At 68.2% G+C, this 17,660-nt stretch carries 19 protein-coding genes; 10 read left to right on the top strand and 9 right to left on the bottom strand.

All coding sequences use genetic code 11. The annotated features are described in order from the left end of the window. Positions 1 to 91: 91 nt before the first annotated feature. Together ACYQ6W_RS12025 and tcuC are read right to left on the bottom strand one after the other, a co-directional pair. On the bottom strand, positions 92 to 460 hold the full coding sequence (locus tag ACYQ6W_RS12025) for a hypothetical protein (protein ID WP_459675547.1): 369 nt from the start codon (positions 458 to 460) through the stop codon (positions 92 to 94). Positions 461 to 771: 311 nt separating this feature from the next. Then, entirely contained in the window at positions 772 to 2,091 is a 1,320-nt protein-coding gene (gene tcuC / locus ACYQ6W_RS12020) for a tricarballylate/proton symporter TcuC (RefSeq protein ID WP_459675546.1), read from the bottom strand. A gap of 150 nt (positions 2,092 to 2,241) precedes the next feature. On the opposite strand from tcuC, the gene ACYQ6W_RS12015 reads away from it, so the two are divergent. The 5 genes from ACYQ6W_RS12015 to bla are packed head-to-tail and all read left to right on the top strand — an operon-like array spanning position 2,242 to position 7,520. Then, on the top strand, positions 2,242 to 3,228 hold the full coding sequence (locus ACYQ6W_RS12015; RefSeq protein WP_459675544.1) for a hypothetical protein: 987 nt from the start codon (positions 2,242 to 2,244) through the stop codon (positions 3,226 to 3,228). 16 nt (positions 3,229 to 3,244) lie between these two features. Continuing rightward, positions 3,245 to 4,399, top strand: coding sequence for a flagellar motor protein MotA (locus tag ACYQ6W_RS12010; RefSeq protein WP_459675542.1), 1,155 nt, complete (start codon positions 3,245 to 3,247; stop codon positions 4,397 to 4,399). A gap of 1 nt (position 4,400) precedes the next feature. Next, complete coding sequence (locus ACYQ6W_RS12005; RefSeq protein ID WP_459675541.1) at positions 4,401 to 5,807, top strand: peptidoglycan -binding protein; 1,407 nt, start codon at positions 4,401 to 4,403, stop codon at positions 5,805 to 5,807. A 7-nt stretch (positions 5,808 to 5,814) separates the two neighbouring features. Then, a complete protein-coding gene (locus tag ACYQ6W_RS12000; RefSeq protein ID WP_459675540.1) occupies positions 5,815 to 6,630 on the top strand; it encodes a DNA-methyltransferase in 816 nt (271 codons plus the stop codon). A gap of 29 nt (positions 6,631 to 6,659) precedes the next feature. Then, positions 6,660 to 7,520: a class A beta-lactamase gene (gene bla, locus ACYQ6W_RS11995; RefSeq protein WP_459675539.1), complete on the top strand. Its 861-nt coding sequence runs from the start codon at positions 6,660 to 6,662 to the stop codon at positions 7,518 to 7,520. Positions 7,521 to 7,529: 9 nt separating this feature from the next. On the opposite strand, the gene ACYQ6W_RS11990 is transcribed toward bla, so the two are convergent. From ACYQ6W_RS11990 to ACYQ6W_RS11980, 3 genes are read right to left on the bottom strand one after another with little or no spacing between them, the layout of a single operon-like run. After that, positions 7,530 to 7,967, bottom strand: coding sequence for a hypothetical protein (locus tag ACYQ6W_RS11990; RefSeq protein ID WP_459675537.1), 438 nt, complete (start codon positions 7,965 to 7,967; stop codon positions 7,530 to 7,532). A 5-nt stretch (positions 7,968 to 7,972) separates the two neighbouring features. Further along, positions 7,973 to 8,626 (bottom strand): guanylate kinase, encoded by a 654-nt coding sequence (gmk, locus tag ACYQ6W_RS11985; RefSeq protein WP_459675535.1) that lies wholly within the window; start codon positions 8,624 to 8,626, stop codon positions 7,973 to 7,975. Further along, on the bottom strand, positions 8,623 to 9,525 hold the full coding sequence (locus tag ACYQ6W_RS11980; RefSeq protein WP_459675533.1) for a YicC/YloC family endoribonuclease: 903 nt from the start codon (positions 9,523 to 9,525) through the stop codon (positions 8,623 to 8,625). Before ACYQ6W_RS11980 ends, gmk begins: the two co-directional genes overlap by 4 nt. A gap of 62 nt (positions 9,526 to 9,587) precedes the next feature. On the opposite strand from ACYQ6W_RS11980, the gene ACYQ6W_RS11975 reads away from it, so the two are divergent. The 3 genes from ACYQ6W_RS11975 to xylA are packed head-to-tail and all read left to right on the top strand — an operon-like array spanning position 9,588 to position 12,642. After that, the gene (locus tag ACYQ6W_RS11975; protein ID WP_459675532.1) at positions 9,588 to 10,361 is read left to right on the top strand and encodes an SDR family NAD(P)-dependent oxidoreductase; all 774 of its coding nucleotides are present in this window, start codon (positions 9,588 to 9,590) and stop codon (positions 10,359 to 10,361) included. Between the two features lie 56 nt (positions 10,362 to 10,417). Then, positions 10,418 to 11,323 carry a slipin family protein gene (locus ACYQ6W_RS11970; RefSeq protein ID WP_459675531.1) on the top strand — a complete coding sequence of 302 codons (906 nt, stop codon included), beginning with the start codon at positions 10,418 to 10,420 and terminating at the stop codon, positions 11,321 to 11,323. Further along, the gene (xylA, locus tag ACYQ6W_RS11965; RefSeq protein WP_459675530.1) at positions 11,320 to 12,642 is read left to right on the top strand and encodes a xylose isomerase; all 1,323 of its coding nucleotides are present in this window, start codon (positions 11,320 to 11,322) and stop codon (positions 12,640 to 12,642) included. The genes ACYQ6W_RS11970 and xylA overlap by 4 nt, the downstream gene beginning before the upstream one ends. A 54-nt stretch (positions 12,643 to 12,696) precedes the next feature. On the opposite strand, the gene ACYQ6W_RS11960 is transcribed toward xylA, so the two are convergent. The 3 genes from ACYQ6W_RS11960 to ACYQ6W_RS11950 all read right to left on the bottom strand — a co-directional run bounded on the left by ACYQ6W_RS11960 (position 12,697) and on the right by ACYQ6W_RS11950 (position 15,039). After that, entirely contained in the window at positions 12,697 to 13,395 is a 699-nt protein-coding gene (locus ACYQ6W_RS11960) for a pirin family protein (RefSeq protein ID WP_459675529.1), read from the bottom strand. A gap of 110 nt (positions 13,396 to 13,505) precedes the next feature. Then, entirely contained in the window at positions 13,506 to 13,787 is a 282-nt protein-coding gene (locus ACYQ6W_RS11955) for a hypothetical protein (RefSeq protein ID WP_459675528.1), read from the bottom strand. 196 nt (positions 13,788 to 13,983) lie between these two features. After that, positions 13,984 to 15,039 carry an anhydro-N-acetylmuramic acid kinase gene (locus ACYQ6W_RS11950; RefSeq protein ID WP_459675558.1) on the bottom strand — a complete coding sequence of 352 codons (1,056 nt, stop codon included), beginning with the start codon at positions 15,037 to 15,039 and terminating at the stop codon, positions 13,984 to 13,986. Positions 15,040 to 15,108: 69 nt separating this feature from the next. On the opposite strand from ACYQ6W_RS11950, the gene tyrS reads away from it, so the two are divergent. Together tyrS and ACYQ6W_RS11940 are read left to right on the top strand one after the other, a co-directional pair. After that, entirely contained in the window at positions 15,109 to 16,356 is a 1,248-nt protein-coding gene (gene tyrS / locus ACYQ6W_RS11945; RefSeq protein WP_459675527.1) for a tyrosine--tRNA ligase, read from the top strand. Positions 16,357 to 16,359: 3 nt separating this feature from the next. After that, positions 16,360 to 16,674 (top strand): hypothetical protein, encoded by a 315-nt coding sequence (locus ACYQ6W_RS11940; RefSeq protein ID WP_459675526.1) that lies wholly within the window; start codon positions 16,360 to 16,362, stop codon positions 16,672 to 16,674. Here the strand turns inward: ACYQ6W_RS11940 and ACYQ6W_RS11935 are convergent. After that, positions 16,671 to 17,621 carry an alpha/beta hydrolase gene (locus tag ACYQ6W_RS11935; protein WP_459675525.1) on the bottom strand — a complete coding sequence of 317 codons (951 nt, stop codon included), beginning with the start codon at positions 17,619 to 17,621 and terminating at the stop codon, positions 16,671 to 16,673. The genes ACYQ6W_RS11940 and ACYQ6W_RS11935 overlap by 4 nt on opposite strands. Positions 17,622 to 17,660: the final 39 nt, after the last annotated feature.

Genomic DNA, 17,660 nt, shown 5'->3' with positions numbered 1-17,660 from the left:
CGAGGCCGAAGCACGCTACTATGCCAGCCTTGAGGCCATGTCCTTAGCCGCGTAACTTAAACCAAATGGCCTCCGGGAAACCCGGTGCGGTTCAGTACGATACGTATTCGAATCCGCCGCTGCTGACGATCGTGCGGTTGGCGATCGCAGCGTTGGTGACGCTTTCGGTGCCGCCAGCCGACACGATGGCATCGTTGGCGGTGCCGCTCACGCTGAGGTAACCGCCCGAACTCACCACCGTTGCGGAAGCAGTACCGTCCGAACCCACAATCTGCTCGCCATGGGCCAGGATGGTGGTGCCGCTCATGACACCACCCCCACTGAGGGTGGATTCGGCGCCGCCGCTGCTCACCACCGTATGGAGCGTCGTTCCGCCCGAATGGACGAGGATCAGGACGCCGGAGGTCGCGACGAGACCACTGCTCGTCACGCCGCTCGAAACGTTAATGAACGTTGTCATGCGACGGCTCAACTTTTTCTTATCGTTGACATAACGATACCAGCAAGACGGCGCAGCGCAAGGTCTTCCCTCGCACGCGCCAAGCCCATCAAGCCGTTCAGATCCTTATCGTAATGTTAAGTTCCGATAGGATCGGTGCGAGTTTTTTTGTTTTGTCGTCATGGCGGCGGCCGAGCCTGCAGCAGATCCCTCGCGCGACGACGCCACGCACTGCTTGTCTCGGCGCCGGATCAAGAAGCGGCGGCAGATCCATGTCCGCCTCGGAGGCACCCTGGGCGCGCGCGGCGTCCAGGGCGTTGTCGCCGCCTTCGTTAGCTCGCAGCGCGTCCTTCGCGGCTGCCGAAGCTGCGGGCGATGAAGCCGCCAGCGATGAGCGCCGCCGCGAGCCCCAGAACGGCGGCGGCGGACTGCCACAGGCCAGGCATCGCCCGGTCACCCGTCGCATGAATCAGCCAGGTGCAGATCGCCGGCGTGAAACCGCCGAAGATCGCCGTTGCGAGACTGTATGCCAGCGAGAAGCCGGTGGTGCGCACCGCCTCCGGCATGATCTCGGCGAGGAAGGGCACGGCAGCACCATTGTACATGCCGAAGAGGAAGGAGAGCCAAAGCTCGACCATCAGCAGATGGGTGAAGCTCGTATTGTGCGTCAGCCACAGCATCACCGGATAGGAGGTGACGAGGGTCGCGATGGTCACCGCAATGAGGATCGGCCGCCGGCCGATGCGATCGGAGAGCGCACCGCCGATTGGCAGCCAGATGAAGTTGGAGATGGCGATGCAGAGCGTAACCGTCATCACCTGCAAGGCGCCGAGGTCGAGCACGCGCCGCCCGAAGGTCGGCGTATAGGCGGTGATGAGGTAGAAGCTCACCGTCGTCATGGTGATCAGCATCATGCCGCTCAGCACCAGCCGCCAATGCGACGCGACCGAGGCCAAGATGGCGCGGAAGCCGGGGTGATGGCGGCGCCGCGCGAAAACCTCGGTCTCCTCCAGGCTGCGGCGCAGGAGGAAGAGGAAGGGGACGATGACGCAGCCGACCAGCAGCGGAATGCGCCAGCCCCAGCTTTCCATCGCGGCATGGCTCAGGGAGAGGTTGAGGATCACGCCGAGAATGGCAGCGAAGGCGACCGCCACCTGCTGGCTCGCCGACTGCCAGGCGCAGAAGAAGCCCTGGCGGCCCGGCGGCGCGATTTCCGCGAGGTAGATGGAGACGCCGCCGAGCTCGACGCCCGCGGACAGCCCCTGGATGAGCCGGCCGATCACCACCAGCACCGGGGCGAGGATACCGATCGTCGCATAGCCTGGCGTGAGCGCGACGAGGGCGAGGCCGATCGCCATCATGGAGAGGGTGAGGATGAGGCCGCGACGGCGACCGTGATGGTCGATATAGGCGCCGAGGAGCACGGCGCCGAGCGGCCGCATCAGGAAGCCGGCGCCGAAGGTGCCGAGGGCCAGCATGAGGGAGGCGAAGTCGCTGCCGCTCGGGAAGAAGGCATGGCCGATATAGGTCGCGTAATAGGCGAAGACCATGAAATCGTACATTTCGAGGAAATTGCCGCTGGTCACGCGCATGACGGCGGCCACCGTCTTGCGCCCCGTGGCGCCGCCGCGCCCGGTCTCGATTGCTGACATTGTCCGGACATCCTCCCTGCCCCGACGGGTCAGGGCCCGCTGCCCTGGCTCCTCATGCGGGACTTTCCGTGACAGGCTAGAAGGAAAGGTGGCAAAGGGCCATCCGCCCCTCTCGCCGTCGCGGTGAATCTGCCGTAAAGCCCGAAGGACATGCGCCGCTTTCATCCTTTCCTGCTTGCGACCGCCGCGACCCTTGCTTTGCCTCTGTCGGCGGCCGGGCCTGCCCTGGCGCAGGTCAGCGTCGACCCCAACGCGCTCGATGCCATCGGCGCGCCTGCGCTGCCGCCGCCCCCGCCTGCCGCCAAGGACCATCCAGCCCATCACGGCCGCCCGACGCGCGCGAAGCCGGCACGGCGCGGCGCGACTCACGGCCATGGCGCTAGCGTGAAGGCCGCGCCCCCCGCGGCGCAGACGCCCGCCACCTCGGCCACACCTCAGCCGGCCGCGCCTCAGCCGAGCGCGACGGGGCCTACGGAACAGCAGAAGGGCCTCGGCCCCTCCTTCCAGGTGGTGCCGACACTGCCCGGAGCAGTGCCGGCCTTGCCGGCCAAACCCTCGGCCACGCCCCCGGCGGCGCCGCCGTCTTCCACCGCCATCAAACCCGCGGACACGGGAAGCAACCTGCCGCTGCCCGCCACCGCGCCGCCCGCCCCACCTGCGACGACCACGCCACCCGCAACCTCTCCGGCACCCGCAGCACCGGCACCCGTGGCGCCGGCCGCCGCCCCGGCACCGCCGCCCGCCTCGGCGGCTTCGCCCTCAGCCGGGACCCTGCCGCCGGGCGCCGATACGCTTACCCTGCCCTATTCGGGGGAGGACACGGCGCTCGGCGGCCCGGAAACCGCCATCCTGCAGACCTTCGCCCATCGCTCCGGGCCACAGTTCCACTACAACGTGCTCGCCTTCGCCTCCGTGCCGAAGGGAGACGACGACCCTTCGACCCCGCGGCGCATCGCTCTCGATCGGGCCCGCGCCGTGCAGGCGGCATTGACCGCGGCCGGCATCCCGGCCAGCCACATCCGTCTGCTCGCCCGGGGCAATGCCGGCGGCAGCCCGCCCGACCGGGTGGAAGTGGTCGCCATGCCGCCGCAAACCGATCATAGTCCGGGCCAGACGCCCCCCTCACCCGCCCCCTGAGCAGGTTCCAGCCCTCATGACACGGCCGACCACCTACCTCCTCCGAATGCTGGTCTTCCTCGCGGCGGTCGCGGCGGTCGCGGTCTTCCTGATCCCCAAGATCCGGATCTTCTTCGCGAGCAATCCGGCGCTCAACGCCTTCATCTTCCTGGTCCTGCTGCTCGGCATCATCTGGAACCTGCGGCAGGTGCTGCGACTCGAGCCCGAGGTCGCCTGGGTCGCCGCCTATCAGCGCAGCCGCCAGCGCCTGTCCGGCATCACGCCGCCGAAGCTCCTCGCCCCCATGGCGCGGATGCTGGCCGCGCGGGCCGAGGCCGCCGGCCGCGAAGGCCGCGTCACCCTCTCCACCCAGGCGATGCGCAGCCTGCTGGACGGCATCGGCAGCCGGCTGGACGAAAGCCGCGAACTCTCGCGCTATGCGACCGCACTCATGATCTTCCTCGGCCTGCTCGGCACCTTCTGGGGCCTGTTGCGCACCGTCAGCGCCGTCGCCGATGTGATCCAGGGCATGAGCGTCGGCGCAGGCGACATCAATGCGATCTTCGACCAGTTGAAGTCGGGCCTGGCGGGGCCGCTCGCCGGCATGTCCACCGCCTTTTCCTCCTCGATGTTCGGCCTCGCCGGCGCCCTGGTGCTCGGCTTCCTCGATCTCCAGGCCGGCCAGGCGCAGAACCGCTTCTACAATGAGCTGGAAGACTGGCTCGCCGGCTTCACCCGCCTCTCCTCCGGCGTGCTCGGCGGCGAAGGCGAAGGCGGCAACGTGCCGCTCTATGTGCAGGCGCTGCTGGAACAGACGGCCGAGAACATGGAGGGGTTGCAGACCGTGCTCGCCCGGGGCGAGGAAGGCCGCATGCAGTCCGCCCAGGCGCTCAACGCGCTCGCCGAGCGGCTCAACACCTTCACGGACACGATGCGCGCCAACCAGCAGCTCATGCTGCGCATCGCGGAAGCCCAGTCGAGCCTCGGCCCCGCCCTCCAGCGCATCGGCGACAGCCGCGACCGCGCGACGGCGGACGAGGTGGCGCATGCCCATCTGCGCAACATCGAACATGCCTTGCAGCGGCTGATCGCCGAGACCGAGCAGGGACGCGCCCAGAGCACGGCCGAACTCCGCAACGAAATCCGCGTGCTGACGCGCACACTCGCCGCGATGAGCGACGGGGCCCGCTGACATGCCGGGATATCACCGGCGCCGCCAGCAGAACGGGCTCGACGCCTGGCCCGGCTATGTGGATGCGCTCTCGACGCTCCTCATGGTCACGATCTTCGTGCTGCTCGTCTTCGTGCTGGCGCAGGGGCTACTGTCGGTCTCGCTCAATGGCAAGGATCGGGCGCTGGAGCGGCTGCACCAGCAGATCGCGCAGCTGACGGACATGCTGTCCTTGGAAAAGGGACGCACCGCGGACCTGCAGAACAACATCGCGAGCCTCGCCCATGATCTGGGCGAGGCGACGGCGACGCGCGACAGCCTGGCCCGCCAGCTCGCTTCCGCCCAGGCCGAGATCGCGCGCGACGCGTCGACGGTCGCGAGCCTCAGCAGCGAGCGCGACCAGCTGACGGCACAACTCGCCGACGCCAAGCTGCAGGCGCAGTCCGCGACCGCGCGGCTGAACGACATGCAGGGCCAGCTCGGCCAGCAAACCACGGTCGCGACCTCGGCCCAGTCCCAGCTCGATTCCCTGCAGAGCGCGCTGACCACCGCGCAGCAGAAGCTCGCCGCCGATACGGCGCAGCTCGCCCAGGCCACCACCGCGACCGCCACCGCATCGGCGGCCGCCAAGACGGCGCAGGCGCAGGTGGCAAACCTCGAGACCCAGCTGACGGCCATGGAAGCGCGGGCGAAGACGGCCGAGTCCAAGCTCACCAGCCTGCAGGGCGATCTCGCGAAGCAGACCCAGGCCGCGAGCGACGCGCAATCCGCACTCGGCCAGCAGACGCAGAAGACGGATGCGGCAGAAGCGCAGATCGTGCTGCTCAACCAGCAGATGGCGCAGCTGCGCGCGCAATTGCAGGCGCTGGCCCAGGCGCTGGACCTGCAGCAGCAGCAGGGCCGCGACAAGGACGCCCAGATCGCGGATCTCGGTCGCAAGCTCAACCTGGCGCTTGCCGCCAAGGTGCAGCAGTTGCAGCGCTACCGCAGCGATTTCTTCGGCCAGCTGCGGGAGATCCTGAAGGATCAGCCCAACATCAAGATCGTCGGCGACCGCTTCGTGTTCCAGAGCGACGTGCTCTTCGCCTCCGGCAGCGCCGACCTCACGCCCGCGGGCCAGACGCAGATCAACGACATCAGCGTCGCCATCAAGAAGATCATGAAGGAAATCCCGCCCGATCTTTCCTGGATGCTGCGGGTGGACGGGCATGCCGACAGCCAGCCCATCACCGGCGGCCCGTTCCAGAGCAACTGGCAGCTCTCCGCCGCACGCGCCATCGCCGTCGTCCAGCTGCTCATCCTCGACGGCGTTCCGGCGAACCACCTGGCGGCGACCGCCTTCGGCGATACCCAGCCGATCGATCCGGCAGACACGCAGGACGCCTATGCCAAGAACCGCCGCATCGAGTTCCGACTGACCGATCGCTGACCGGGCGATGCTGGAGACGACGCACCCGCCGGCCGAATGGACCATCGGCCGCCAGCGCATCCTGCAGATGGATTGCCTGGACGGTCTCGCCGCCCTTCCGGCCGAGAGCGTCGACGTCTGCGTCACCTCGCCGCCGTACAACATCGGTATCGCCTATCGCAGCTATGCCGACCGTCTGCCGCGGGACCGCTATCTCGACTGGATGGCAGAGGTGGGCCTCGCCATCGCCCGGGTGCTGAAGCCCGGGGGCTCGCTTTTCCTCAACGTCGGCTCCACCGGCAACGACCCCTGGATCGCGAGCGACGTGGCGGATGCGATGACCCGGGATCTGGTACTGCAGAACCACATCGTCTGGGTGAAGTCGCTGAGCATCGGAGACGACACGCTCGGCCACTTCAAGCCGATCACGAGCGACCGTTTCCTCAACAACAATCACGAATCGATTTATCATTTTACCCGGTCCGGGCGGGTGGCGTTGGACAGGCTGGCCGTGGGCGTGCCCTTCAAGGACAAGTCGAACATCGCGCGCTGGGGCCACAAGCGCGATCGCCGTTGTGCCGGCAACGTGTGGTTCCTGCCCTATCAGACGGTCAAGTCCCGCGCGCAGAAGTTCGACCATCCGGCAGGGTTCCCCGTGGAGCTGCCGGAGCGTTGCATCCGGCTGGCAGGGCATGACGACCCGCTGGTGCTCGATCCCTTCCTTGGCGCGGGCACCACGCTGGTCGCCGCAGCCCGCCTCGGCGCGCATGGCATCGGCTTCGAGATCGACGGAGACTATGCCGCCCGCGCCGCCGCTCGGCTCGAAGCCGCAATTGCTGGCTGACCCCGGCTCGGACCAAGGAGGGATCCACCATGCTCTATCGCCGCAGCCTCCTCGCGGCCGGCCTTGCTCTGCCGGCGCTCTCCCGCGGTGCCGCGGCCGCCACGAGCCTGACGTCTGAAGCCATCGTCGCCTTGGAAGCGCGGCATGGCGGAAAACTCGGCGTCTCGGTCATCGACATGGGCGACGGCCGTCGCTTCGGCTATCGGGCGGAAGAGCGTTTTCCACTCTGCAGCACCTACAAGGCGCTGGCGGCAGCGGGCGTTCTGGCCGAGGTCGACCGCGGCCGGCTGCGGCTCGATCAGCGCATCATCTATGGCAAGCAGGACCTCGTCAGCTATTCGCCGGTGACCGCGCAACATTCCGGCGCACCGGGGCTCACGCTCGCCGCGATCTGCGCCGCCGGTGTCACGCTCAGCGACAACACCGCTGGCAATCTGATGCTGGATGCGGTCGGCGGCCCCGCCGGCCTCACCGCCTGGCTGCGCCGCACAGGGGATGAGATGACGCGGCTCGACCGGCGGGAGACGGCGCTCAACGACTATCATCCGGGCGACCCGCGCGACACGACGACGCCGGCTGCGATGGCCGGGACCCTGCAGCGCCTGCTCCTGGGGTCGGTGCTCTCCCCGGCCTCGCGCCGCCAGCTCACGGACTGGCTGCTGGCCGACCAGGTGGGGAAAGCGCGGCTGCGGGCGGGGCTGCCTGCAGACTGGCGCATCGGCGACAAGACGGGTTCGGGCGCGATGAACGCCACCAACGACGTCGGCATTCTCTGGCCGCCCAAGGGCGCGCCGCTCGTCGTCGCGGTCTATTATCTCGGTGCAGAGGCCGACATGACCGGCCGCAACGCCGTCATCGCCGATCTCGGGCGGCTGATCGCAGGCCGGTAGAAATTCAGATCAGCGGACGTAGACGCGAATCTGCGCGCCCGGCAGGTTGGGCAGGATCTGCGCGCCCAGGGTCACGCGGGAGTCAGGCACACCGTCACCCGTGACGCTGCGGGCGACGGTCTCGGCTTCCGGCGCCAGCGCCTTCGCCGCGGTGATCTGGCCGAGCGGCGTGCCAGTCTGCGGCACCGCGGCCACCACGTCGAAGATCACGTCGGGCTTGCGCGCCTCCGCCGCCTGCACGGCCCCGCTGAGGGCCGACAGATAATCGGCCGGCGTGGTGCCTGCGGGAATGGTGACGAGCGGCACGCGGGCGAAGGCCGCCTCGGCGGTCGCGACCGTCACGGCGCCAGGCCCATGCGGCTGCGGCCCGACCAGGCCGCGCCCGGGCAGGGTGCAGCCGGCGAGCCCCAGGACGAGCGGCCCGAGAACCCAAGAATGCTTCATCATGCGCCTCATGCCCCGGTCATGCGGGTGAAATCCGCGAGGCCCAGTTGCCGCGCGGTCGCGCAGCGTTCAGCGCGCAGAATGGCGCGGAGATCCCCGAGCGCCGTGTCGAAATCCTGGTTCACCACCACGTAGTCGAACTCGCCGCAATGCTCCATCTCACCCGCGGTCGAGGCCATGCGCCGGGCGATCTCGGCCTCACTGTCCTGCCCGCGCAGCCGCAGCCGCAGTTCGAGTTCGGCAAGCGACGGCGGCAGAAGAAACACGCCCACCACATCCTCCGGCATCGCCGCATGCATCTGACGGAAACCCTGCCAGTCGATGGTGAAGACCATGTCTCTGCCGGCCGCGAGCGCCGCCTCCACCGGGGCGCGCGGCGTGCCGTACAGCGTCTCGCGGCCGAAGACATGCGCCCATTCCAGCAGGCCGTTGGTGTCGCGCAGATGCTCGAAGCGCGCCTTGTCGCAAAAATAGTAGTGCTCGCCCTCGACCTCACCCGGGCGCGGCGGTCGCGTGGTGAGGCTGATGGAGCGGGCCAGGCCCGGCTCCGCCTGGAGCAGAGCCTGGGTCAGGCTGCTCTTGCCCGTGCCCGAGGGGGCCGCGATCACGAAGCACAGGCCGCGCCTGCGGATGGCGGGGGCCGGCGGGGCGATGTCGCTCATTCGACGTTCTGAACCTGTTCGCGCAGCTGTTCGATGACCGCCTTCAGGGAAAGCCCGATCGCGGTCAAGGGCACCGACGCCGATTTGCTGCAGAGCGTGTTCGCCTCGCGGTTGAATTCCTGCATGAGGAAATCCAGCTTGCGGCCGACGAGCAGGCCTTCGGCGAGAAGACCGCGGGCGGCATCGATATGGCTCGCCAGCCGGTCCAGTTCCTCGCGCATGTCGGAGCGGGAGGCGAGCAGCGCGACTTCTTGGGCGATCCGCTCCTCCGGCAGGCTCATGCCTTCGGCCAGCAAGGCGCGCACGCTCTCCAGCATGCGGTCCCGCTGCAGGCGCGGCTGGTCTTCCGCCGCATGCTCGGCCGCCGTGCGGAGTCGGGCGATTTCGTCGAGGAAACCGCCGAGCACGGTGGCGAGACGCGCGCCCTCGGCAAGGCGGCCGGCTTCGAGCTGATCCAGCGCCGCGGTGAAGCCCGCGAACACCGCGCCCTTCAGGGCGGGGCTGGGTGCGGGCGGACCGGACGCCACCTGCGCGGCGCGCAGCACGCCCGGCAGGCCGAGCAGCAGTTCCGCCCGCGGCGGCGGCGCGCCGGGGATGCGCGCGGCCAGCTCCTGCGCCAGGGTCAGAATGCGGGCCAAAGCCTCCGCATCCGGCTGAATCGCGCTCTGCTCTTCCGTCTTCAGGCTGAGGCTTGCGTTCACGCTGCCGCGCCGCAGCCGCTGCTGCAGCGCCTGGCGGAACTCGGCCTCCACCGCGTCCCAGCCCGACGGCAGGCGGAACCGCAGTTCCAGCCCCTTGCTGTTGACGCTGCGGATGTCCCAGGCCCAGGTAACCCCGCCGTCCTCACCCATGGCGGCGCCGAACCCGGTCATCGAGGCGAGCGGCTTCTTCTCTTCCATGAAGGTGCTTCTATTGCGAAACGCGGCTTTGGCAAATCCGATGGGGGCGAGGAACGACAGAAATGCGGCTTGAACGGGTTCTCGTCACCGGGGCGTCCTCGGGCATCGGCCGCGCCCTGGCGCTGGCCCTCGCCGCTCCCGGCGTCACGCTGCATCTCGGCGGGCGGGACGAGGCGCGGCTCGCCACGGTCGCCGCAGAATGCGGGAAGCGCGGCGCGGTAGCGCGGCCGATGCTGGTGGACGTGACCGATGCGCCGGCGATGGCGGCGTGGATCGCCGCCGCCAGCCCGCTCGATCTCGTGATTGCCAATGCCGGCATTTCCGGCGGCACGGCCGGAACGATGGAGAGTGCGGCGCAGACTCGGGCGATCTTCGCGACCAATCTGGACGGCGTGCTGAACACCGTGCTGCCGGCGATCGCGTCGATGGCGGCGCAGCCTGCGGGCTCCGACGGGCTGCGCGGGCGCATCGCGGTCGTGGCCTCCATCGCAGCCTTCGTGCCCAGCCCCTCCGCGCCCGCCTATTGCGCCGCCAAGGCAGCGGTCGATTCCTGGGTCGTCGGTGCCGCCCCCACCGCACGGGCACAGGGCGTGGCCCTCACCAGCCTTTGCCCGGGCTTCATCACCTCGCCCATGACGGCCGCGAACGACTTTCCGATGCCCGGCCTCATGAGCGCCGAGCGGGCGGCCGGCTTGATGCTGCGGGCCATCCGCGCCGGGCGGACACGGGCGATCTTCCCGCTCTGGCTCGGCGCCGCCGCACGCCTGGCCGCGCTCTGCCCCGTCTCCTGGCGGGAGGCGCTCGCCGCGCGCCTGCCGGCCAAAAAGGCACTGTGAGGCGACGCGGTCGCCCACAAAGGGCTATGGTTGCCGCGTCTCTGAGGAGCCGGCCGATGAACGCCCCGCCCATCGCCTATGCCTTCGCCGTCATCCTCGTGATCCTTGCGGGGCTTGCTGGCCACGGTGAAAGCCCCGGCGGCATCGCGCTCGCCGTCCTCCTCGTACTGCTCGCCGTGGTCACCCTCGCCACGGTGAAGATGACGGACCAGTGGAACCGGGCCATTGTGCTCCGCCTCGGCCGCTATCGCGGGCTCGGCGGCCCCGGCCTCTTCCTCCTCATCCCCTTCCTCGAAACCGTCGCGACCGTCATCGATCTGCGCATCCGCACCACCGAAATCCGCGCCGAGGAGGCGCTGACCCGGGACACCGTCTCGATCGCCATGGACGCCATCGTCTTCTGGCGCGTGGTCGACCCGATGCGGGCGGCCACCGAAATCGAGCACTACCGTCTGGCCGTGGAACGCGTGGCGCAGACCAGCCTGCGCGAGACGATCGGCAGCCACGATCTCGGCCGGCTGCTGTCGGACCGCCAGACCGCCGACGAGGAGTTGCGGCAGACGATCAGCCGCAAGACCACGGCCTGGGGCGTGGAAATCACCTCCGTCGAGATCAAGGACATCGCCATCCCCTCCTCCCTGCAGGATGCGATGAGCCGTCAGGCCCAGGCCGAGCGGGAGAAGCAGGCGCGCGAGACGCTCGCCTCGGCCGAAGTCGGCATCGCCCTGAAGGTGCGGGAGGCCGCGGCCGTCTATGCCGCCGATCCCATCTCCCTCCAACTCCGGCAGATGAACCTCGTCTATGAAATGAACAAGGAGCGCGGCACGACGATCATTATTCCGAGCGATCTCGCCAATAGCCTCGGATCGCTGAGCGCCGCGGTTGCCCGTCAGGCGGGAAATGGTATGAACAATGCCGCCCAAGGGCCAGAACCGGCCCGTAATGAAGAGGACCGTTCATGACCGACTCTGCCCGCTTTTTCACCCAGAGCGAGCCAATCCGCTACGAGGGCCGGGACAGCCGCAATCCCCTTGCTTTTCGTTGGTATGACAAGGACCGCGTCGTCCTCGGCAAGACCATGGAAGAGCAGCTCCGTTTCGCCATCGCCTATTGGCATTCCCTGGCCTGGCCGGGCGGTGACCCCTTCGGTGGCGAGACCTTCCTGCGCCCCTGGATGCACGGCTCGGACGAAATGGCGCTGGCCCGCCTGAAGGCCGATGTCGGCTTCGAACTGTTCCGCCTGCTGGACGCGCCCTTCTTCTGTTTCCATGACCGCGACGTGGCCCCCGAGGGCAAGACGCTCGCCGAAAGCAACCGCAACCTCGACGTGATTGCTGATCTCTTCGCCGAGAAGATGGCGCAAGCGAAGGTGAAGCTGCTCTGGGGCACCGCCAATCTCTTCTCGAACCGCCGCTACATGGCGGGTGGCGCGACCAACCCCGATCCGGACGTCTTCGTCTATGCCGCGGCGCAGGTGAAGCACGCGATGGAGACCACGCATCGCCTGGGCGGCGCCAACTACGTGCTGTGGGGCGGCCGCGAAGGCTACGAGACGCTGCTCAACACCGATCTCGGCCAGGAGCTGGACCAGCTCGGTCGCTTCGTCTCCATGGTGGTCGAGCACAAGCACAAGATCGGCTTCAAGGGTGCGATCCTGGTAGAGCCCAAGCCGCAGGAGCCGACCAAGCACCAGTATGACTTTGACGTTGCAACCGTTTACGGCTTCCTCAAGCGCTACGGGCTGGAGAACGAGGTCAAGGTCAACATCGAAGACAATCACGCGACCCTCGCCGGCCACACCTACGAGCACGAGATCGCACTGGCCTGCGCCCTCGGCATCATGGGCTCGCTCGACGTCAACCGCGGCGACCGCCAGTCCGGCTGGGATACGGACCAGTTCCCGAACGACCCCACGGGCATGGCGCTGGGCTTCTATTACCTGTTCCGCGCCGGCGGCTTCACCACCGGCGGCTGCAACTTCGACGCCAAGGTGCGCCGCCAGTCGCTGGAGCCGGACGATCTGTTGATCGCACATGTCGGCGGCATGGACACCTGCGCGCGCGCCCTGCTGATGGCGGAAGCGATGATCCAGGAAGGCGAGCTGCCGAAGTTCGTGGACGATCGCTATGCCGGCTGGAAGAAGCCGGAGAACCAGGCGATCCTGCGTGGCGAAGCGACGCTCGAAGATTTGGCCAAGCGGGTGGAGACGCAGGGGATCGAGCCCTCACCGCGCTCCGGCCGGCAGGAGTATCTGGAAAACCTCGTCAACCGCTATTTGTGACCCACGTGGTGGGGCGGATCCTATCGGGTCCCGCCCCACCGGCACGGCGCCCCGTCAGGGCGCATCCACCAGCAGCACGGCGGAATCCTCCAGGGCTTCAAACCGCAAATCCGGTTCGAAACGAATGGCCGCCCCGTCCCTTGCCGCGAGTTGCCGTCCGTTGACCGTGATCTGTCCATGGCTCGGCACCAGATACAGGTGCCGCTCCGGCAGGGCAGCGTAGCGGGCCCATTGCCCCGCGCGAAGATTGAGCCCCAAGACTCGCGCATCGCTCCGCAGGCGCGGCACTGGTTCCTCTCCCGCCTCCCCGCTCGCCAGCAGGACGAAGGCACCGGCATGATCGAGGCAAGGGAAATGCCGCGCCTGGCAGTCCGGGCGTCCGCCGCCCCGCTGCGGCCGCAGCCATATCTGAAACAGATGGGCCGGGACCGGCTCGAGATTGTATTCGGAGTGGCGAATCCCGCTGCCGGCGCTCATCACCTGCACGTGCCCCGCTTCCACACGGCCATCATGGCCCAGGCTGTCACCCTGGGTCAGCGCCCCCGAGCGGACATAGGTGATGATGTCGATGTCGGTGTGAACATGCGCGGGAAAGCCCGCACCCGGCGCGATCTCTTCATCGTTCCAGACGAGAAGCGCGCCCCAGCCCATCCGCTCCTCCTCTTCGTAATCGGCGAAGGAGAAATGGTGGCGGGCCTTGAGCCAGCCGCAATGCGTTCCGCCCAGGCTGGCGAAGGGCCGAATGTCGATCATGATCTGCCCCCTTCCGGAGGTCAGCATCGCATGCCGGCCAGTGCTTCTTCAAAACAAAAAGGCCGGTCTTTCGACCGGCCTTCCGTCATCTTCACAGCGTCTTGAAAGCGTTAGGCGAGGTAGGCGGGACGCTGGCTGGGGAGAACGCTCTCGTTGCGGGCGAGATAAGCCGGGCGCTGGCTCGGCAGAACGCTCTCGTTGCGGGCGAGATAAGCCGGGCGCTGGCTCGGCAGAACGCTCTCGTTGCGAGCGAGGTAGCCGGCGCGCTGGTTCGGCATCACCGACTGGCTCTGGCCGGAGGCCGGCTGCTTGTCGGTCACCTGATCGGCCAGAGCGGCGCCGGTCATCCCAAGGGTCACTGCGGCAACGGCCGCCATCAGCATGGTCTTCATAGGATCTCTCCAATCTTCTGTCCGGGCGGCCCGATAGCCACCACCTGAGGCGGGGCCAGGGGCCCGTCGCCTTGCGTTGACGTGGAGATACGCTCAGCGCGCGCCGCTTAGAACGCAGGTGCAGCACATGGTATTCATGCTTCAAGCGTTGAAATAACGCTCTAAACTTCTCACTTGCCTGTGATATGCGCATAAATCATGGCAGGATCGATCCGCCACGCATAGGTTCTGACACGCCGGTGGTCTCGGGAAAGCTCAAGGGTAAGCCCCGCTGCACCCGAACCGCGAGATAGGCGAAGCACTGCGCTTCGAGGAAATCTCCTTGCCAGGACACGGATTCCACCGGCGCCACCGGGGCGCCGAGACGGCCTGCGAGCGCCCGCATGATGGCCAGGTTGTGCCGGCCTCCGCCTGCGACAAGCCAGCGTTGCGGCGCCTGCGGGAGCGGCGTCACTGCAACCGCCGCCGCCGTGAAGGCCGCGAGCGTGGCCGCGCCGTCGGCGGCTGTCATGCCCTCCATGTCTTGCAGCATTGCATGAAAGGAAAGCCGGTCGAGCGACTTCGGCAGGGGCTTGCGGAAATACGGGTGCTCCAGCCAACGCGCGATGCGGGCTTCGTCCACGCGGCCGGCGAGCGCCAGCGCACCGTCGGCATCATAGGCCCGACCGCTCTGGCGCATCACCCAATCGTCGAGCAGCGCGTTTCCAGGCCCGGTGTCGCAGGCGGCGATCGCCCCCTCCGGCCCGAGATAGGTCACGTTGGCGACGCCGCCGATGTTGAGGATGGCGAGCGGCTTGGGCAGCGCGGCCGCGAGCCCGGCATGGAAAATCGGCACCAGCGGCGCCCCTTCTCCGCCCGCCGCAACGTCGGCGGACCGGAAATCATAGGCAACCGGAGCCCCCAGGCTGCGGGCAAGCCAGGCCGCATCGCCGATCTGCCAGGTGCGCCGCTCGGCCGGCCGATGCAGGATGGTCTGGCCGTGAAAGCCGATGAGATCATACGGCACGTCCAGCGCCCGCACCGCCTCGGCATGCACCTCGGTCAGCCGCCGGGTGACGGCCAGAAGCTGCGGATCATCCACGGCAAGGTCCGGCGCCCGGTCGAGAAGCTCCCGGATCGCGGCGCGCAGTGCGGGCTCGTAGGGCAGGGTCAGCGCCGGGCCGAAGGTGCCGACCTTTTCCCCATCCGTCTCGATCTGCCCCGCATCCACCCCATCGAGCGAGGTTCCGCTCATCAGCCCGACGACACGCAGCATTTCGTCCGCTCCTCTCTCGTGCTAGCCCAGCGCACCGATCTTCTACGATACGCACGGATAGGCTCGATGACGAAAAGCGGATTCCTGACGGAGGCGAAAGCGCGCGGCTTCGTCTTTCAATGCACGGACGAGGCGGCGCTGGACGAGGCGCTGGTTCAAGGCACCGTCGCGGGGTACATCGGCTTCGATCCGACCGGTAACAGCCTGCATGTCGGCCACATGGTGCAGATCATGCTGCTGCGCCTGCTGCAGAAGCACGGCCACAAGGCAGTCGCCCTGCTCGGCGGCGGCACCGCCAAGATCGGCGACCCCTCCTTCCGCGAAGAAGCCCGCCAGCTGATGACGGATGCGACCATCGCCGAGAATATCGCGGGCATCCGCCGCAACATCGAGCCCTTCCTGCGTTTCGGCGACGGACCGGCCGACGCCATCATGGGCAATAATGCCGATTGGCTCGACCGCCTCGGCTACATCGAGCTGCTCCGCGAGGTGGGCCCGCATTTCAGCATCAACCGCATGCTGTCCTTCGACAGCGTGAAGTCCCGCCTCGACCGCGAGCAGGGCCTCACCTTCCTGGAGTTCAACTACTCCATCCTGCAGAGCTACGACTTCCGCGAGTTGAACCGCCGCTACGGCGTCAATCTGCAGATGGGCGGATCGGACCAGTGGGGCAACATCGTCTCGGGCGTGGATCTCGTCCGCCGCACGGACGGGAAGACGGTCTATGGCCTGACGGCGCCGCTGATCACCACCGCCTCTGGCGCCAAGATGGGCAAGACGGCCAAGGGCGCCGTCTGGCTCACGGCCGAGCGGCTGTCACCCTTCGACTACTGGCAGTTCTGGCGCAATACCGAAGATGCCGACGTCGGCCGCTTCCTGAAGCTCTTCACCGATCTGCCGCTCACGGAGATCGCGCGGCTGGAAGCTTTGGGCGGCGCCGAGATCAACGAGGCCAAGAAGATCCTGGCGACCGAGGCGACCGCCCTCTGCCATGGCCGTGCGGCCGCCGAGGCCGCCGCCGAGACCGCGCGCAAGGCTTTTGAAGAAGGCGTTGCCGCGGACACGCTGCCGACCGTCACGGTGCCGGCGGGCGACCTTGCCGTCGGCATTCCGGCCTTCGCCCTGCTGGTGCAAGCCGGCATGGCGGCGAGCAATGGCGAGGCGCGCCGGCTCATCCGCGGCGGCGGCGCACGGGTGAACGACGTCGCTGTCTCGGACGAAGGCCAGATGGTGACGGCCGCCGATCTGCGCGACGGCGCGGTGAAGCTCTCGGCCGGCCGCAAGCACCACAAGCTCATCAAACCGGAAGTCTGATCCATGACGCAGGAAGAGATCACCGCCTGGGCTTTGAAGAACGGCTGGACGATGATCGGCGGGCATCTCTCCCTCACCAAGCCACGCGCGCATCAGGAAGCGATCGTCCGTCTGGTGCTGAAAGCGACCGTCGCCAATCTCGAGGTGAAGAAGCCGGCCGGCAACAAGTGGGAGAAGATCGGTGGCGCCGCCTACAGCGCCATTACCGAGGATAGCGAAGAGGGGCCGCCGCACGGCCTCGGCTTCGAGAGCATCCCGAGCTTCACCATGCTGATGCAGGCGAACAAGGACGCGCAGACCTTCGCGAAGTTCCGCTAAGCGGCGAGCCCCTGGCGGCGCAGCCAGGCCGCGAACCAATCGGGCCACTGCGCCGTCGGCGTGCCCGCCTGCCCCATGCCGAATCCATGGCCGCCGCGCGGCAGCAGATGCCGCTCCACCGGTACGCCGGCCCGCTGGCAAGCCGCCTGCATCAAGGCCGAATTGGCGGGATCGGCGATGGGATCGTCCGCCGCCTGCACCAGGAAGACCGGCGGGCAATCGGGCCCGACATGGGTCTGCACCGACCATTCCACCCCCTGCTGCCGATCGGGGTGGCGGCCGATCAGGGCGCGCCGCGTCTCCGTATGATCATAGGGCGGCAAGAGGGTGATCACCGGATAGATCAGCGCCGCAGCGGCGGGGCGCGCGGATTGCCGATCCGCAGCATCGATCGGCGCATAGGCCTGAAACTCTGCCCAGGCCGAGGCGAGCCCCATGAGATGGCCGCCCGCTGAAAAGCCCAGCACTCCGAGCCGCGCCGGGTCCAGCCCATAGGCCGGCGCCTGCTGGCGGATCAGGCGGATCGCCCGCTGGGCGTCCTGGAGCGGGGCCAGCGGCCCCAGGGTCCAGCCCTCCGGCGGCAGGCGATAGAGCAGAACGAAGGCCGTGATGCCGCGCGCTGCCAGCCAGTGCGCCGCCGGATAGGCTTCCTGCACCCGCTCAATCCGCTCATAGCCACCGCCCGCGGCGATGAGCATGGCGCCGCCATTGGCCCGCGCCGGGCGAAACACCTCGAGGCAGGGTACCGCGATGTTGCGCACCGCGCCGCGGGGGCTGACGCGAAGCGGCCCATGCGGGCCGCCCCCGCCCGGCGGTGGGCCAGGCCAGAGCGTGATCCGGTCGGTGGCGGCGCGGGCGCGGTGCGACAGGCCGAGGCAGGCGCCGGTCGCGAGCAGGGTGCGCCGGGCGATGCCGAAGGGCGCATCCGCCCTCTTGTGATCAGCCAAGGCGCATCCACCATATGGAACAAAATAAGAACATGCTAG

The organism is Acidisoma sp. 7E03 (genome assembly GCF_054665075.1).
This window is presented reverse-complemented; position numbering and strand designations above follow the sequence as displayed.

Coding starts and splice junctions, on each gene's coding strand:
- ACYQ6W_RS12025 (WP_459675547.1), bottom strand. CDS start 460: ATGACAACGTTCATTAACGTTTCGAGCGGCGTGACGAGCAGTGGTCTC.
- tcuC (WP_459675546.1), bottom strand. CDS start 2,091: ATGTCAGCAATCGAGACCGGGCGCGGCGGCGCCACGGGGCGCAAGACG.
- ACYQ6W_RS12015 (WP_459675544.1), top strand. CDS start 2,242: ATGCGCCGCTTTCATCCTTTCCTGCTTGCGACCGCCGCGACCCTTGCT.
- ACYQ6W_RS12010 (WP_459675542.1), top strand. CDS start 3,245: ATGACACGGCCGACCACCTACCTCCTCCGAATGCTGGTCTTCCTCGCG.
- ACYQ6W_RS12005 (WP_459675541.1), top strand. CDS start 4,401: ATGCCGGGATATCACCGGCGCCGCCAGCAGAACGGGCTCGACGCCTGG.
- ACYQ6W_RS12000 (WP_459675540.1), top strand. CDS start 5,815: ATGCTGGAGACGACGCACCCGCCGGCCGAATGGACCATCGGCCGCCAG.
- bla (WP_459675539.1), top strand. CDS start 6,660: ATGCTCTATCGCCGCAGCCTCCTCGCGGCCGGCCTTGCTCTGCCGGCG.
- ACYQ6W_RS11990 (WP_459675537.1), bottom strand. CDS start 7,967: ATGATGAAGCATTCTTGGGTTCTCGGGCCGCTCGTCCTGGGGCTCGCC.
- gmk (WP_459675535.1), bottom strand. CDS start 8,626: ATGAGCGACATCGCCCCGCCGGCCCCCGCCATCCGCAGGCGCGGCCTG.
- ACYQ6W_RS11980 (WP_459675533.1), bottom strand. CDS start 9,525: ATGGAAGAGAAGAAGCCGCTCGCCTCGATGACCGGGTTCGGCGCCGCC.
- ACYQ6W_RS11975 (WP_459675532.1), top strand. CDS start 9,588: ATGCGGCTTGAACGGGTTCTCGTCACCGGGGCGTCCTCGGGCATCGGC.
- ACYQ6W_RS11970 (WP_459675531.1), top strand. CDS start 10,418: ATGAACGCCCCGCCCATCGCCTATGCCTTCGCCGTCATCCTCGTGATC.
- xylA (WP_459675530.1), top strand. CDS start 11,320: ATGACCGACTCTGCCCGCTTTTTCACCCAGAGCGAGCCAATCCGCTAC.
- ACYQ6W_RS11960 (WP_459675529.1), bottom strand. CDS start 13,395: ATGATCGACATTCGGCCCTTCGCCAGCCTGGGCGGAACGCATTGCGGC.
- ACYQ6W_RS11955 (WP_459675528.1), bottom strand. CDS start 13,787: ATGAAGACCATGCTGATGGCGGCCGTTGCCGCAGTGACCCTTGGGATG.
- tyrS (WP_459675527.1), top strand. CDS start 15,109: ATGACGAAAAGCGGATTCCTGACGGAGGCGAAAGCGCGCGGCTTCGTC.
- ACYQ6W_RS11940 (WP_459675526.1), top strand. CDS start 16,360: ATGACGCAGGAAGAGATCACCGCCTGGGCTTTGAAGAACGGCTGGACG.